Annotated in this window: 14 protein-coding genes, 2 pseudogenes and 1 other annotated feature; of the genes and pseudogenes, 2 read left to right on the top strand and 14 right to left on the bottom strand. The window is 40.4% G+C overall.

The window, feature by feature from the left end:
- The 12 genes and pseudogenes from AB5Z52_RS14075 to nox all read right to left on the bottom strand — a co-directional run.
- A pseudogene (locus tag AB5Z52_RS14075) lies at nt 1–746 on the bottom strand (sensor histidine kinase); the annotation flags it as partial.
- Nucleotides 736–1,443 carry a response regulator transcription factor gene (locus AB5Z52_RS14070; RefSeq protein WP_003128669.1) on the bottom strand — a complete coding sequence of 236 codons (708 nt, stop codon included), beginning with the start codon at nt 1,441–1,443 and terminating at the stop codon, nt 736–738. The gene AB5Z52_RS14070 and the pseudogene AB5Z52_RS14075, both read right to left, overlap by 11 nt.
- Nucleotides 1,444–1,579: 136 nt before the next feature.
- The gene (locus tag AB5Z52_RS14065; protein ID WP_005472705.1) at nt 1,580–3,007 is read right to left on the bottom strand and encodes an ABC transporter ATP-binding protein; all 1,428 of its coding nucleotides are present in this window, start codon (nt 3,005–3,007) and stop codon (nt 1,580–1,582) included.
- Between the two features lie 4 nt (nt 3,008–3,011).
- Nucleotides 3,012–3,701 (bottom strand): energy-coupling factor transporter transmembrane component T, encoded by a 690-nt coding sequence (locus AB5Z52_RS14060; protein ID WP_003128666.1) that lies wholly within the window; start codon nt 3,699–3,701, stop codon nt 3,012–3,014.
- Entirely contained in the window at nt 3,698–4,306 is a 609-nt protein-coding gene (locus tag AB5Z52_RS14055; RefSeq protein ID WP_003128664.1) for an MptD family putative ECF transporter S component, read from the bottom strand. Before AB5Z52_RS14055 ends, AB5Z52_RS14060 begins: the two co-directional genes overlap by 4 nt.
- 95 nt (nt 4,307–4,401) lie before the next feature.
- On the bottom strand, nt 4,402–5,070 hold the full coding sequence (locus AB5Z52_RS14050; protein ID WP_227760897.1) for a pilin N-terminal domain-containing protein: 669 nt from the start codon (nt 5,068–5,070) through the stop codon (nt 4,402–4,404).
- Nucleotides 5,071–5,082: 12 nt separating this feature from the next.
- Nucleotides 5,083–5,316, bottom strand: coding sequence for a hypothetical protein (locus AB5Z52_RS14045; protein WP_123836298.1), 234 nt, complete (start codon nt 5,314–5,316; stop codon nt 5,083–5,085).
- A 622-nt stretch (nt 5,317–5,938) separates the two neighbouring features.
- Nucleotides 5,939–6,447, bottom strand: a pseudogene (locus AB5Z52_RS14040) (YitT family protein).
- Between the two features lie 243 nt (nt 6,448–6,690).
- Complete coding sequence (rplT, locus tag AB5Z52_RS14035) at nt 6,691–7,050, bottom strand: 50S ribosomal protein L20 (RefSeq protein WP_003128653.1); 360 nt, start codon at nt 7,048–7,050, stop codon at nt 6,691–6,693.
- A 61-nt stretch (nt 7,051–7,111) separates the two neighbouring features.
- Nucleotides 7,112–7,312, bottom strand: coding sequence for a 50S ribosomal protein L35 (gene rpmI, locus AB5Z52_RS14030; RefSeq protein WP_003128650.1), 201 nt, complete (start codon nt 7,310–7,312; stop codon nt 7,112–7,114).
- Between the two features lie 60 nt (nt 7,313–7,372).
- The gene (gene infC, locus AB5Z52_RS14025; protein ID WP_003128645.1) at nt 7,373–7,894 is read right to left on the bottom strand and encodes a translation initiation factor IF-3; all 522 of its coding nucleotides are present in this window, start codon (nt 7,892–7,894) and stop codon (nt 7,373–7,375) included.
- 48 nt (nt 7,895–7,942) lie between these two features.
- Nucleotides 7,943–8,064 (bottom strand) — a sequence feature (ribosomal protein L20 leader region).
- Nucleotides 8,065–8,255: 191 nt separating this feature from the next.
- The gene (gene nox / locus AB5Z52_RS14020) at nt 8,256–9,590 is read right to left on the bottom strand and encodes a H2O-forming NADH oxidase (protein WP_003128643.1); all 1,335 of its coding nucleotides are present in this window, start codon (nt 9,588–9,590) and stop codon (nt 8,256–8,258) included.
- A gap of 338 nt (nt 9,591–9,928) precedes the next feature.
- Here nox and AB5Z52_RS14015 point away from each other — a divergent pair, with 338 nt between their 5' ends.
- The gene (locus tag AB5Z52_RS14015; protein WP_003128642.1) at nt 9,929–10,564 is read left to right on the top strand and encodes a pentapeptide repeat-containing protein; all 636 of its coding nucleotides are present in this window, start codon (nt 9,929–9,931) and stop codon (nt 10,562–10,564) included.
- Nucleotides 10,565–10,568: 4 nt separating this feature from the next.
- Here the strand turns inward: AB5Z52_RS14015 and AB5Z52_RS14010 are convergent, their stop codons facing one another.
- Both AB5Z52_RS14010 and AB5Z52_RS14005 read right to left on the bottom strand, forming a co-directional pair.
- On the bottom strand, nt 10,569–11,471 hold the full coding sequence (locus tag AB5Z52_RS14010; protein WP_003128641.1) for a magnesium transporter CorA family protein: 903 nt from the start codon (nt 11,469–11,471) through the stop codon (nt 10,569–10,571).
- 95 nt (nt 11,472–11,566) lie between these two features.
- On the bottom strand, nt 11,567–12,211 hold the full coding sequence (locus AB5Z52_RS14005; RefSeq protein WP_003128640.1) for a deoxynucleoside kinase: 645 nt from the start codon (nt 12,209–12,211) through the stop codon (nt 11,567–11,569).
- Nucleotides 12,212–12,625: 414 nt separating this feature from the next.
- Here AB5Z52_RS14005 and mvk point away from each other — a divergent pair.
- Nucleotides 12,626–13,324 (top strand): mevalonate kinase (mvk, locus tag AB5Z52_RS14000; RefSeq protein WP_368266964.1); only part of this gene is annotated, 699 nt, incomplete at its 3' end.

Below are 13,324 nucleotides of genomic sequence, written 5' to 3'. Positions count from 1 at the left end.
GCTAAAGGTGTCCGCAGCTCATGAGAAGCATCGGCAACAAACCGTTTTTCTCGCGCGATCGTCTCACGCTGTTCTTTCAGTAGTTTATTGAAAGCCAACGCCACAGAACGAATCTCGATTGGTTCTTCGACAATCGTCAATTCGCCTTTTTGGCTTTGTTCGATTTCAGCAATTTCTTGCGCCATCCCTGTTAATTTCCGGCTCCATTTCCCAACGCTCCAATAAATCAATATACTGCCAACGACTACAGCGATCAGGTTCAAGAAACTGCTGATCATAAAGAGACCATAGGCTAATTCCACACTGTCCTCACCATTGATGGCGATCTTCACCTGATCCCTATCGATTTCTTGGGTTTTCGTATAATAGATACCATCATCTGTAAAGACGATGCCCTCCAAAAATGGGATGATCCGTCCTTGATTGATCTCGGCAAAAATCTCTGCTGCATCTTCTGATAAAATGACACTGCCATCAGCTAAGATCACTTGCAAGGCATCTTCTTCATCTGCCGAAACATAGGCATTGACTAGATCATTCCAGTCATCCCCTGAAGCTTCCCCGTTTTCGATAGCCTCAAGAATATTGCTCGCACGATTTTCGATATGTTCAAACAAATACCCTACGGATAACAAGATAAACAATACATTGAAGAGAATCAACAGACCAAATAGAATCAAAGAAAAGCGGCTCGTTAATTGAAACTGGGCAGTTTTTCTGCGTGGGTTGGCGAACTTATTCTTCATGGGCGGTCCTCAACACATAGCCTAATCCCCGAACAGTTGCGATCATTTTCCCTTTACCGCAGACATCCAGCTTGTTGCGAAGGGTGCGAATATAAACATCTACCACATTTGTTTGACCATCGTATTCATACCCCCAAATCTCATTCAATAGCTCATCTCTGGTTTTGACTACTTCTGGTTCTTTCATCAACTCATATAAGATTCCAAACTCTTTAGGAGTCAATTCAATGGTCTCTCCGGCAACCTGGACCAAGTGTTTGGCGATGTCCATCATCAACTCGCCTACCACCAACTGATTTTGTTGGTTCTTTTGCTGTTGGGCTTCCCGCTGCAACCGTCGCTCAATCACGCGAATCCGGGCAAACAGTTCTTCGATTTCAAAGGGCTTCGTTAAATAATCATCTAGGCCAACGTCAAGACCAGTCACGACATCGGCAGTTTGATTTCTGGCTGTCATCATCAAAATCGGAATATCGCTTTCTTTGCGAATTCGCCGCGCCACCGTGATGCCATCATAGATTGGCAGCATCCAATCCAACAAAATCAGATCAAACAGATCAGTTTGCTGATTGAACAAGGTCAATGCCTCTTGGCCATCTTTGGCCCATACCGTGTCGTACCCCTCAAAAGTCAACTCAGTCTGGATAAAACTGGCTAAACTTTCTTCGTCTTCCACTATCAAGATTCTCAAGGCCATCTGCTCTCCTCCTATTTTTGCTTCTATCATAACGGATTTTGTAAAAACTTCCTAACGGATTGAAAGAAAAAGATCATGAAGATTTTTTCATGTTCAGACAAAAACGGAGTGAACCAATGCTCACTCCGCTTTTCTTTTATCCCCCATTTGTCGCTAACTGATAGGTATCAACTAACTTTCCCTGTTCGAGTTGGATCACGTAAGGGCAGGTTTCATCCAAAAACTCTTTATCATGACTGATCACGGCTAACAGATCGACTTCTTTGGCAACTTCCTGCAGCAGATTTCCGACCTCTTCCATTTGTTTCAGGTCTAATCCGCTAGTCGGTTCATCGAAAAACAACAAGCGTTTACCTGAAAGCAATGCACTGCCGATCGCGACTCGCTGCTTTTCGCCACCGGACAAAGATTGTGGATGTCTTCGCAGTAAATGCTCTAGTTCCAACAAAGTCACGACTTGTTCAAAACGTTCCGGTCTGGCAGCTTTTGCCAACAATTCTTTTTCGACAGATTCAAAAAAAAGCTGCAGGTTCACATCTTGCATAACCAGAAAACTTTCTCGCAATAACTGTTTTTGATTGATTGGTTGACCATGCAGCCAAAATTGAGCTGCTGAACATTTTTTTAAGCCAGCGAACACTTGAAACAATGTCGATTTGCCAGCACCGTTCGGGCCAATCAAACCCACGACTTGTCGCGTAGGCACAACAAGTTTCGCAATATCAAGAGCTGGTTGCTGTTGGCGTCGATAAGTGACTTGGAGATTCGTCGCAATCAGATCAGCTGAGAAACTCGCTCCCTCTGTTTCGTTGATTGCCAACTCGAACTGCGGCTCGTTGATCCGCCTTAATCCGAGATTGTGAATCTGTTGCGGGGTATGAGAAAGCAATGCTTCACTGGTATACTCTGTGACCAAGCGCCCTTCTGCTAGTAATAAGTAACGATCCGCAATCCCCGTCAAGTAGGACAATCGGTGCTCTGCAATGACGATCGTCTTCCCTTGCTCTTTCAAAAGGCGGATCGCTGCGGCAATTTTTTGTAGTGCTTCTTCATCAAGATTACTGGAAGGTTCATCGAACAAAAAGAGATCATGAGAAAGCATCGTTGCACAAGCGATTGCTACTCGCTGCTTTTCGCCACCAGACAGTTCGAAAACACTTGCATCCAACAATTCTGACAAAGAAAATTGTTCTGCCGCTTCTTTGATCCGTTTTCGTATTTCTACTGGCTCTATCCCTGCATTTTCCATTGTAAACGCCAGTTCAGAATAAACATCTGTTGTAAAAAATTGTGTTTTGGGATTTTGAAAAACAACACCGATTTTTCTGGCGTAGGCGGGAAAGTCTTCCGTCGGCAAAGAATCCCCTGCCACTTGAACAGCCCCCGTCATTTCTGCTGGATATAGTTCAGGAATCAAGCCATTGAGAACATTCAACAAGGTTGACTTACCGCTACCGCTTTGACCGCATAACACGACGACTTCACCAGCAAAAATCTGACAAGAGACATCTTTCAATACCTGCTGGGTGCCCCGTTTAAGAGATAGTTTTTCGATGGTGATCATTCCTTCACATCCTTACAAACAAAAAAATAAGTAGTAACACAGTACCAAACACTACATAATCAGCAAGTTTCAACCGCAGTGTATAAACCGATGTATGAGGATTTTTAGCCGACAGGCCTCTTACTAACGCGGTCGCTGACAATTCTGTGGCAGTATTTTCTGCAGACATCAATAAAGGAATCAAAAAATACTCCACCGTCTGTAGAGGATGTCTTACATAGGACCAGCCGTTCAAAGCAATTCCGCGAAAGCGCATCGCTTGGCGAATACTTTTGACATCTTGCAACAATGTTGGAAAAAATCGAAACAGTACGGCCAGCGGTACCAGCAAAAACGAGGGAATGCGGATTTTTTGCAAAGCAGCTAACCATTCACTGATTTTCGTCCCACTCATCGCAAATACGGCTGCCATGATCGTCGGTAACAATCGGCGATACCCTACGGAAAAGAAATCCAGCAGGGTGGTTACTATTGAATTGTTTTGCCCTGCAAAAAAACCTTCTACCAAAGACAATAATAGAAACAGCCCGAAAAACAACAATCCCTTTCGCCAGAAACCGCTAAGTAGAAACAAGATAAACAAAAAGCTGATCACAATCAACTCTTTTGTCCACGTCAATGAAATCATCAATGTGACACTTGCAAAGAATGTCACAAATAATTTGCATCTGGGGTCAAGTGAGAGCCTAGTCACATCGATCTCCCGTTTGTTTGATGCAACGTTGGTTGGAAATGTTTTTGATATAGACGAGCACCGAGGCCTATCCCGACAATCGAAGCAACCAGTACAGCGAGCCCGCAAATCACCAGCATCGCTGTGGAAGTATGAGCAAAGACCCCTGCAATATAGCTTTGGTCTTTTCCACGAGCAACTAGCGAATCAATATACGCATTTTTCATGAACCACAATGGCAAGATGGGACCCATTAAACCAAAGCTGAATACGGTATAACTAATAGTTGTCTTGAGACTTCCTTTCCACTTGCTTTTATACTGAATCGTATCTGCCAGTACTGCACATAAAATATTCGGCATAAAGGCTAGCGGAAAGTGACCTGAAATCAAAAAAAAGAGACCTACCACACTGCCCATGATGGTGATCGCGCCAAACTTTGGTACTTTATTCAACATCAATAGATAAATGACCCCAGAAAAAAGTGCTGTAACGGCTGGAATGAATAAATTATGAAATCCTGGAATAACAAACCGTAAAATCAGCAGACAAAAACTCATCAATAAAAAATAAATAGCTGTATATATCCCGACAGCAATCAGGTCTTGAACTTTTAAATTTTTCATTTCTTATGCTCCTTCTTTCAAGCACCGGTTCTTGGTGCGATTACAAGCATCTAGTATAGCACATTCCCGCGCGAAACAATGGAAATGATGCTTATCTAGTCTAAGACGGTATAATCTGTGCCAAATTCAAGTGCTACCCAGTCACTGGAATCTGTCTTCGTATTAACAGTTAACCCATCCAACAAAATCTTTTCGTTCAATGTATCGCGAATCGTATAGTAGTCAGCGTAAATTTCGTCGCCTGCAGAGACTGGAATATCCGCAACTTGATTGCCATCTTTGTCATAAACTGGTGTAATAACCATGTCTTTCGCTGCAATTTGATAGAGTCCGCTTGGAAGAGTGGCATTGGCTTCCCAAGTGAAATGATTTCCTGCTTTAATGGAGAAACCTTTTCCTTCTTCAACGGTCTTATCTGGTTCAAGCAAAGATTCCATAATGTTCTTCGGTTGAACGACTACATCATAGATTAATGAGCCTAGATCATCACGGTCCGTTTGAGGTACTTGCACAAAGAATGGATCTGCTGGTTTTGCAACGGCAGGAGAGACACCACGGTCATCTTCTAATTCGGTAACTAAATAAATGCCATCTGCCGCATTGCCGCTACCCAAATTCGCTTTGACAGACCCATCTGCTCCTGTCGTTACTGTTTGAGCAGTAAATGTGTTGTCAATCGTATAATCGGTTCCTTCTTTTTGATCTAATGGATTCGTTAAAGCAGCATCACCGATTGCCGTTACCCGTTGTATGCGGAATTTGATCCCTGCTAACGGCTACTTTGTAACTGTATCATCCTTTTCTCCATCACCACGATCACCCAGTTCAGATAGATCTTTCACTTCATATTTCCAAAGTGTAATGGAACGAGGGCTAGTATTATCTGCAACAGGACCTGTAGTCGCTGCATAGGCAGATAAAGTGCAAACAGCTGGAACCACCAAACTACCTGCTGTGAAAAGAGTTGTTGCAACAACGAACTTTGTAACTAATTTTTTCTTTCGTTTCATTTCTGTACCTTCTTTCATATTTTTTTAAATCTTTCCTAACCTATACATGCCTAAACAACCAATCCAACATTTTCGTTTTACATAAAGATCACTCCTAAAAAAGTGCAAAGATTATCTAAACAGATTATCGGATATTTTTGCTATTAGGAACTGACAAAATCCTTTCAAAAAATAAGTATTTGAGTCTCATTCTTACTTAGTAATCTTTTTAAAAAAGGAGTAATTCTTATCATTTTGCGCTTGGAAATGAATGGATAAAAGCGATTTTTATCTCAGACTTGAGCATTTTTTTAGTAAATAAGGACATTTAACTTCGTTTTTTCTGAAATATGTGTTAAAAATCACATGATTTGGGATTGAGAAATCTCTTTCACTTATTGACCTGTTTATGAAAAAGACAAAATTCAAAATAAATCAACTTATTTTGTCATATTGCGCATTTTTAACGGTTTCTCTCTATTCGTTGATAGACAAAAAACAAAAAACACCTCATAAATCTCCGTATAAACAAGAGATTTATGAGGCGAGTCAATTAATGAAATAACCCCAATTTGAATTGGATCAATACTGTTAGTTTGTCGTTTTTGTTGCGGATGAAAGGAAGCAAGAATCACCAAATAGATCACCGACTGCTTCTTTTCAACAAAAAATCTAATAGATAAGAATTGACAAAACTAAATAGTAATCCAATTACTACTGATTTGAAGCCATAAGTCAAAAATCCTAATATTAATACCATAAAGTTGATATAGCGGATACCCCGAGCAATACTAAAATCAGGCCGCTTTTTGTTGATAGCCATGGCAATCACATCCATCCCAACAGTTGAAGCGTTAGCCGTGATGCAGCAATAGTACCCTACCGCTATGAACAAGCTCGCAAATAAGAAATCAAGCATTAGGTTTACTTGAAAATCAATCTTCATATAATAAAAAAGAGCAAAAAATAAATTATAAAAACACTGCTGATAATGGACTTGAAAAAATTGGCTTTTCCTAAAAATAGCCAACAAAAAACCAGCAGAAGGGTCGTAATACCAGATGTCAAATAAACGATCGGTACATTGGTCACCTTTTCTAAAATCATCGCCATACTAGTGACACCACCATTGATGATCCCATTAGGTTTCATCCATTTCGCATAAGCAAATCCCAACAAACTATTACCCGCGATGATTTTTAGGACTGCCTTTGATTCTTCCAATACTTCATTCCTCGTTACTAGTTTCATTTGATATCCTCCCAGCCTTAACAGGAATCCGATTTCATTGTAGACTACTATACCATTAGTCAAGCGAATTTGGTATTTTGCTTAGCGGAAGAAACAAAAAACCCGCTCATTGAGCGGGTTCAATCGTTGTAGAACAACGTGAGTTTATTTGTTTAAAGCGTCTTTTGCTTGGTCAGCCAATGCAGTAAATGCTGTTGCATCGTTTACAGCCAAGTCAGCTAACATTTTGCGGTTGATGTCGATTTCAGCTAATTTCAAACCGTGCATCAATTTTGAGTAGCTTAAGCCATTCATACGAGCCGCTGCGTTGATACGAGCAATCCACAATTTGCGGAAGTCGCGTTTCTTTTGACGACGATCGCGGTATGCGTAGTTGTATGAATTCATTACTTGTTCTTTTGCTGTTTTAAATAAAGTGTGTTTAGAACCGTAGTAACCTTTTGCTAATTTTAGCACTTTTTTACGACGTTTACGAGTTACTGTTCCACCTTTAACACGTGCCATGTATAATTCCTCCTAATATGAAAATCGATAGTTGTTTGAATTTGTAAAGCCTGGGACGCAATTATTTCATGCGTGCTAATTGTTGACGGATACGTTTGTAATCGCCAGCTGAAACCATAGAAGCTTTACGCAATTGACGACGTTGTTTTTTTGTTTTACCGTGGAAACGGTGGCTAGTAAATGCACGGAAGCGTTTCAATCCGCCGCCGCCAGTACGTTTTACGCGTTTTGCTAATCCGCGGTGTGTTTTTTGTTTTGGCATAACTAATTTCCTCCTCAAAATCTTTCGTTATCTGACTTTAAACTGAAACTCAGTGAGTCATTATTTATCATTTTTTGGCGATAATACTAAGAACATGCTGCGTCCATCCATTTTTGGTTTTTGTTCAACGGATGCTAAATCAGCTGTTTCTTCAGCCAAACGATCCAACACTTTCTGACCAATCTCTTTATGGGTAATGGCACGGCCTTTGAAACGGATCGAAGCTTTTACTTTGTCCCCTTTTTCAAGGAATTTACGTGCATTACGCAACTTTGTGTTGAAATCATTGACGTCGATCGTTGGACTTAAACGAACCTCTTTAATGTTGATTACTTTTTGTTTTTTACGAGCTTCACGGTCTTTCTTCTGTTGCTCAAAACGATATTTTCCGTAATCCATAATTCTTGCTACCGGTGGTTTCGCATTTGGTGCCACCAATACCACATCAAGGTTTGCTCGTTCTGCAATTTGCAATGCTTCAGCTTTACTCTTTACACCAAGTTGTTCGCCGTTTTGATCAATCAAACGCAATTCACGTGCACGAATGCCGTCGTTTACCATCATATCCTTTGCTATGGTCATTCACCTCCGAGTTTTTTGAGAGAAAGAAAAGCTTGTCGATTCGAAATCAGACAATAAAAAAAACGAGTTCTTCACGAACCCGCACGTACTCCATACACAAAATGTAGGAATCCTATTCTGCCCAGCGATACAGTCACTCAGGCGAGAAGCGGGTGCTTCTGCTTTAATTTCTCAACTTTTATAGTATACTGCTTTTTTTAGTTCTTGTCAATGATTTTCATGATTATTTCAAAAAAGAGCGCTTAACAAAAGTGACCAGCCACCTGAAGTTTCGGCTTGGTTCCAAAGAAGCTACTTCTAATCGTTTATTTGAAAAAAGAAGCTGCGACAAGATTTTTGTCACAGCTCCCTCAGCTATTTATTATTCAGCTTTCAATGCAGCCATTGTGATGTAGTTGTATGGTTGATTGAAGTGTGGTAAGAAGAAGATATCAAGTAATTTCATCTTGTCGATGGTTACACCTTCTTCAATTGCTAATGAGAACATGTGAATTCCCATAGCGATTTCTGAAGTACGTGATGCCATTTGGGCACCAATCACCCGACGTGATTCTTCTTCGTAAACAATCCGGATTTTCACGGTATCGTTTTCTTTCATGAATCCAGGTTTTTGCGTATCTTCATAATCTGAATACTTCACTTTCACACCGTTACGTTCTGCTGCTTCTACGGAAAGACCGGTAGAAACCATGTTGTAACCAAAGATTGAGATTCCGTTTGATCCTTGGACCCCAGTTGATTCCAATGATGTACCGCCAATGTTATGGCCAGCTACGATCCCTGAGCGAACGGCATTTGTTGCTAAAGCGATGTAGGTCGTTTGTTGCAATGCATTTGAATAAACCGTTGCACAGTCTCCAACCGCAAAAACATCTGGGTCACTTGTTTGTTGGTGACGGTCTACCAAGTAGGCACCATTCGTAAATAGTTCCAAGTGCTCTTTGCCTAATGTATTGTTTGGCAAGAAGCCGATCGCATTGATCACAAGATCCACTGGATATTCTCCATTATCCGTTACCACTGCTTCTACTTTGTCGGTTCCTTTGTATTCTCGAGCTAATTCACCAAAGTGCAATTCGATCCCATGCTCTGCTAAGTTTTGATCCATGTCATCCGTGAACCATTTGTCATAGTAGTTTGGTAATGCACGGTTAGCGGCATCAAATAAAAGAACGTTTTTACCACGACGTTTTGCAGCTTCTGCAATTTCCACTCCAATATAGCCGGCCCCGATGACAGCAACATTTTTTACTTCTTCAGCTGCTAGTTCTTTATCCACAGATTGGCCATCTTGGAATCTCTTCAAGAAATGAATATTGGCTAAATCACGACCAGGTACTTTTGGCGAAATTGGTACTGAACCTGTTGCTAAAACAAGTTTGTCATATGTTTCTACCACTTCTTCACCATCTTTTGTTACTGCATGAACCGTTTTTTTCTCAAAATCAATATGGTCAACAGTTGTTTCCATATAGATTTTTGCTCCCTTTGCCTCAAAATCTTCCCGTTTTGTATAGAATAAGCCTTCATACGAATCGATTTGACGTCCAACCCATAATGCAGTCCCACAACCAAGGTAACTGAGGTTTGTATTCCGATCGATCATTACAACTTCTTGATCTTGGTAATTGTCTAATAAGGTATTTGCTGCGGCAATCCCTGCGTGGTTCGCACCAATAATCACTGTTTTTGTCATGGAAAAATTTCCCCCTTTTGTTTATGGTTTCATTATAGCTACATTGTGAATTTAAAAACTATCAAGATTTTCGCAAACCGTTAAAAAAATGACAGTTTTTACTGGTTATTGCCGAATTATCCTTGAATTATGCTTCTGAAATGAAGATTTTTCTTAAAACAATTCATAACCTTGTGAATATAAGCGTATTTATTTTTTCATAAAACCTTGCTATTTCAGCAGCTAAAGTTAGCCTATTGAATTAAATTCACAATCTATCCATCAAACATCTTTGCACTGCAAAAGGCATCGCTCAAAACATGGTATACTATTAAAAAAACAAAATTTTGAGGTGCAAAATGAAAAAAAAGCAGCCGGATCCTCTTTTACCGATTATTGAATACTCAGAAACAAAAGATTTTTATCTTGAAGATGAAGAAATTTTTGAACAAGCTTTTTTTACAGAAACTGATGCCAGTTATGACGCTTGTACGGGTCTCATTTTAAAACAGTGCCACTTGAAAAAGGTCACCATGCAAAAGACAAGACTAGAGCATTGGGAATGCCAAAATGTTTTCTTTGAAAACTGCGACTTTTCCAACATGGAATGTTTGGGCGCTAGCTTTCATCAAGTACACTTCAAAAACTGCAAGCTGACCGGTACAAATTTTGCAGAAAGTTATTTTCGTGACTGTACATTTGAATCTTGCGTCGGCAATTTTGCTTCCTTCAGCAACACCAATCTCAAAACGATCCGCTTTGCAGAGTGCCAGCTGAATGACACAGAATTTTACGAAGTCCAATGGAAAAATCTCCAGTTGCAGCACAATCAGCTTACAAACAGTAATTGGTTCCGAACCAAACTCTATCAGCTGGATCTGCGGACCAATCCTTTCCAGAAAATCGCTCTTTCGCAAGAATTGTTGCGGGGATTGATCGTTGACCAAGAACAAGCATTAGTGATTGCAGCGGGGTTAGGTCTAGTGATTGACTGAAGCATCACTTGATTCTGCGCCAGAGTGCAATCAACATCCATCCTGACAAGACTAAACTGATCAGCAGAGCGATTCCCCAGCCAAACACGGTATTCGTGAAGGGCAATGGAACGTTCATGCCAAAGAAGCTGGTAACGATCGATGGTACCGTCAGCAACAACGACCAAACAGTCAGGAATTTCATCGTGTCGTTCAAGTTGTTGTTCAACAAATTATTGTACGTACCTGACAATTGTTCCAGAATTTGAAACGCTAACTGAGTCATTTCAACGGCTTGTTTCGCTTCGATCAGTGCATCATCCAACTGCTCTTTTTCATTGTCGTCCATTAAACGAAAGAACGACAAAGCTTTGATCTGTTCTAATAAAACGGCATTTTGTTTCGTTGCCGAAACCAGATAAACGAGTCCGATCTCCAAGTCAGACATCTCCAACAAATTTTTATTGGTGGTCTTTTCCCGCAGCCGTTGATTGAGATGCACGCGATCGCTATTGACTTCTTCGACTAAAGGAAAAAAAGTTCCTGAGATCAAAAAAAGACTATTAAAAAGAAAATGAATCGGTGTTTGCAAAGGATTTTGCACGAGTATCCGTTCCATCATCGGAATCACATATTGTGTATTTCTCGAAGAAAAAGTAAACAGCCGATCTTTTTTTAAGATAAACGTCATCGGACTTGTTTCAAAATGATTGTCTTTCTTTTCTTGTTGAGGTACGTTGAACACCAACAACAATGCTTGATCATCAGTATCGAACTCCACACGGGCACGTTCATTCTTGTCTAATGAGTAAGTTAACATCTCATCAGTCAACTGGTGCTGTCTTTGTAAACGCGCAATACTGCTACTGTCTTGTTGATCCACTTGAATCCATTCATAACGGCCATTGTAAAATCGTTTTTTTTCCACTGGTTTCCCTCCACACGTTACATGTTCGCTTTCTTCTATTATAAAAGAAAACAGCTGGAATCCCCACTTTTATGGGCTGGACTCCAGCTGTTGCTTTATTTGCGCACTTTTGCCAGTGCTTCGTCGACCATCGCTAATACCTTTTGGGCTGCTTCTGGATCTTCAACAAAATTGAATTGATCGCCGTCGATTTGGATTTTTGGACTTTCTTGGTATTCTTCATACCATTGATCATACCGTAGATTCAATTCTTGATAATAGTCATACAAGGTAGGATCAAAGGATAACTGTTCATATTCCCGTCCCCGTTTATTGATCCGTTCTAACATAGTTTCAAAAGAAACCCGAATATGGACCAATAAATCTGGATGTTTTTTATGAGCTGCATAAGGCAATTCTTCCAACATGTTGGCCAATAAATCATCATAAACCCGAACTTCTGTATCCGTTGCTCGCCCTAAATCAGCATTCAAATGGAAAAGCAGTGAATCTTCATAAATGGATCGATCCAATACATTATTATCATCATTCAATGCTTTTTTGATACTATCAAAACGTTTATTCAAAAAATAAATCTGCAATAAAAAAGCATATTTATTTGGATCGGCATAAAACAACGGCAGCACTTCATTATCATCGATTGACTCATAAAATGCTTGACTGCCTAAATGATCAGCTAACAATGCAGTTAAACTTGATTTTCCTGCGCCGATAGTTCCTGCTAATACGATCACGCTCATATCCCCCAACTCACTCATCACTAAATATTGTATGTTTCATTTGCGTAATCAACTATACACTACTAGATATTGTATCGTCAACCCAGCGCTTTTGAAGCATAAAAACAAAAAATTTTCAATAAAAGTTTAAATATTTTCAGTTTTTTACGATTTCTTTTTCGGAATGCTTAACGAAACAGCCTTCTTCTAGTAAAATAAGAAAGAATCTTTTATTCGTTTTTCTGCGAACTTTTCTGTTCTAACGGAAAAACAAGGATCTATGATGAAATCACTAGTAATTATTAAGTAGATTGCAGCTTAGTTTAAAAGAATGACTCACAGGATCAAAGGGGAACCTTTATTTTTTTGCCTGCTGCTTCCTCTGAGACATTCTTTTGACTTCTGCTGCAGTTCTAAGAGAAATGAGGATAATGAATGTCACTCGGTACTGGCATAGCTACAGGGAAAATCATATTAATGGGTGAACATTCGGTCGTCTATGGTGAACCCGCCATCGCTTTTCCATTTGCTGGCGCAAAGGTCCACGTGACGATCACTGCCAGCCTAACGAATGATTTAACCTCCAATTATTACCACGGCCCACTAGAAGAAGCTCCTTCGCATTTAAAAAATGTGAAAGAACTTCTTCATCGCTTGCAGCAAGACCATCAAACCGGTCCCTTTTCTGTTTCGATCGTTAGTACAATCCCTTCAGAACGAGGAATGGGTTCAAGTGCGGCAGTTGCAGTTGCGTTGACTCGGGCCTTTTTTGATTGGCAGCACAAAGAGTTAAAAAAAGAACGGCTATTGGATTATGTCGATTTTTCTGAGAAAATCGCGCATGGAAATCCTAGCGGTATTGATGCTGCAGCAACAAGCGGCAACGAGGCGATCTACTTTACCAAAGGGCAGCCGATTACTTCTTTTCCATTGACGATCGATGGCTTTTTGTTAGTCGCCGATACAGGGATCAAAGGTCAGACCCGCACAGCTGTCAAAAGCGTCGCGCATCTGTTTGAAACGCAAAAACACCAAACGAGTCAGGCTATCAGCCGCTTAGGTTCTTTAGCAAAGACCGCTAAAGAAGCTATCTTACATAATCAGCTGACGCAGCTAGGTCAGGCAATGACCCAC

Origin of the sequence: Enterococcus sp. RTP21361st1_A6_RTP21361_211029, from assembly GCF_040910045.1 — a bacterium.
In the GTDB taxonomy this organism is placed as follows: Bacteria; Bacillota; Bacilli; order Lactobacillales; family Enterococcaceae; genus Enterococcus_D; species Enterococcus_D gallinarum.
Note: the sequence above shows the minus strand (reverse complement) of the source record. Positions and strands in the feature narration are given on the sequence as shown.

Bases quoted from the DNA above. Each gene is read 5' to 3' on its own strand.
- AB5Z52_RS14070 (WP_003128669.1), bottom strand. From the start codon at position 1,443: ATGGCCTTGAGAATCTTGATAGTGGAAGACGAAGAAAGTTTAGCCAGT.
- AB5Z52_RS14065 (WP_005472705.1), bottom strand. From the start codon at position 3,007: ATGATCACCATCGAAAAACTATCTCTTAAACGGGGCACCCAGCAGGTA.
- AB5Z52_RS14055 (WP_003128664.1), bottom strand. From the start codon at position 4,306: ATGAAAAATTTAAAAGTTCAAGACCTGATTGCTGTCGGGATATATACA.
- AB5Z52_RS14045 (WP_123836298.1), bottom strand. From the start codon at position 5,316: ATGAAACGAAAGAAAAAATTAGTTACAAAGTTCGTTGTTGCAACAACT.
- rplT (WP_003128653.1), bottom strand. From the start codon at position 7,050: ATGGCACGTGTTAAAGGTGGAACAGTAACTCGTAAACGTCGTAAAAAA.
- rpmI (WP_003128650.1), bottom strand. From the start codon at position 7,312: ATGCCAAAACAAAAAACACACCGCGGATTAGCAAAACGCGTAAAACGT.
- infC (WP_003128645.1), bottom strand. From the start codon at position 7,894: ATGACCATAGCAAAGGATATGATGGTAAACGACGGCATTCGTGCACGT.
- nox (WP_003128643.1), bottom strand. From the start codon at position 9,590: ATGACAAAAACAGTGATTATTGGTGCGAACCACGCAGGGATTGCCGCA.
- AB5Z52_RS14015 (WP_003128642.1), top strand. From the start codon at position 9,929: ATGAAAAAAAAGCAGCCGGATCCTCTTTTACCGATTATTGAATACTCA.
- AB5Z52_RS14005 (WP_003128640.1), bottom strand. From the start codon at position 12,211: ATGAGCGTGATCGTATTAGCAGGAACTATCGGCGCAGGAAAATCAAGT.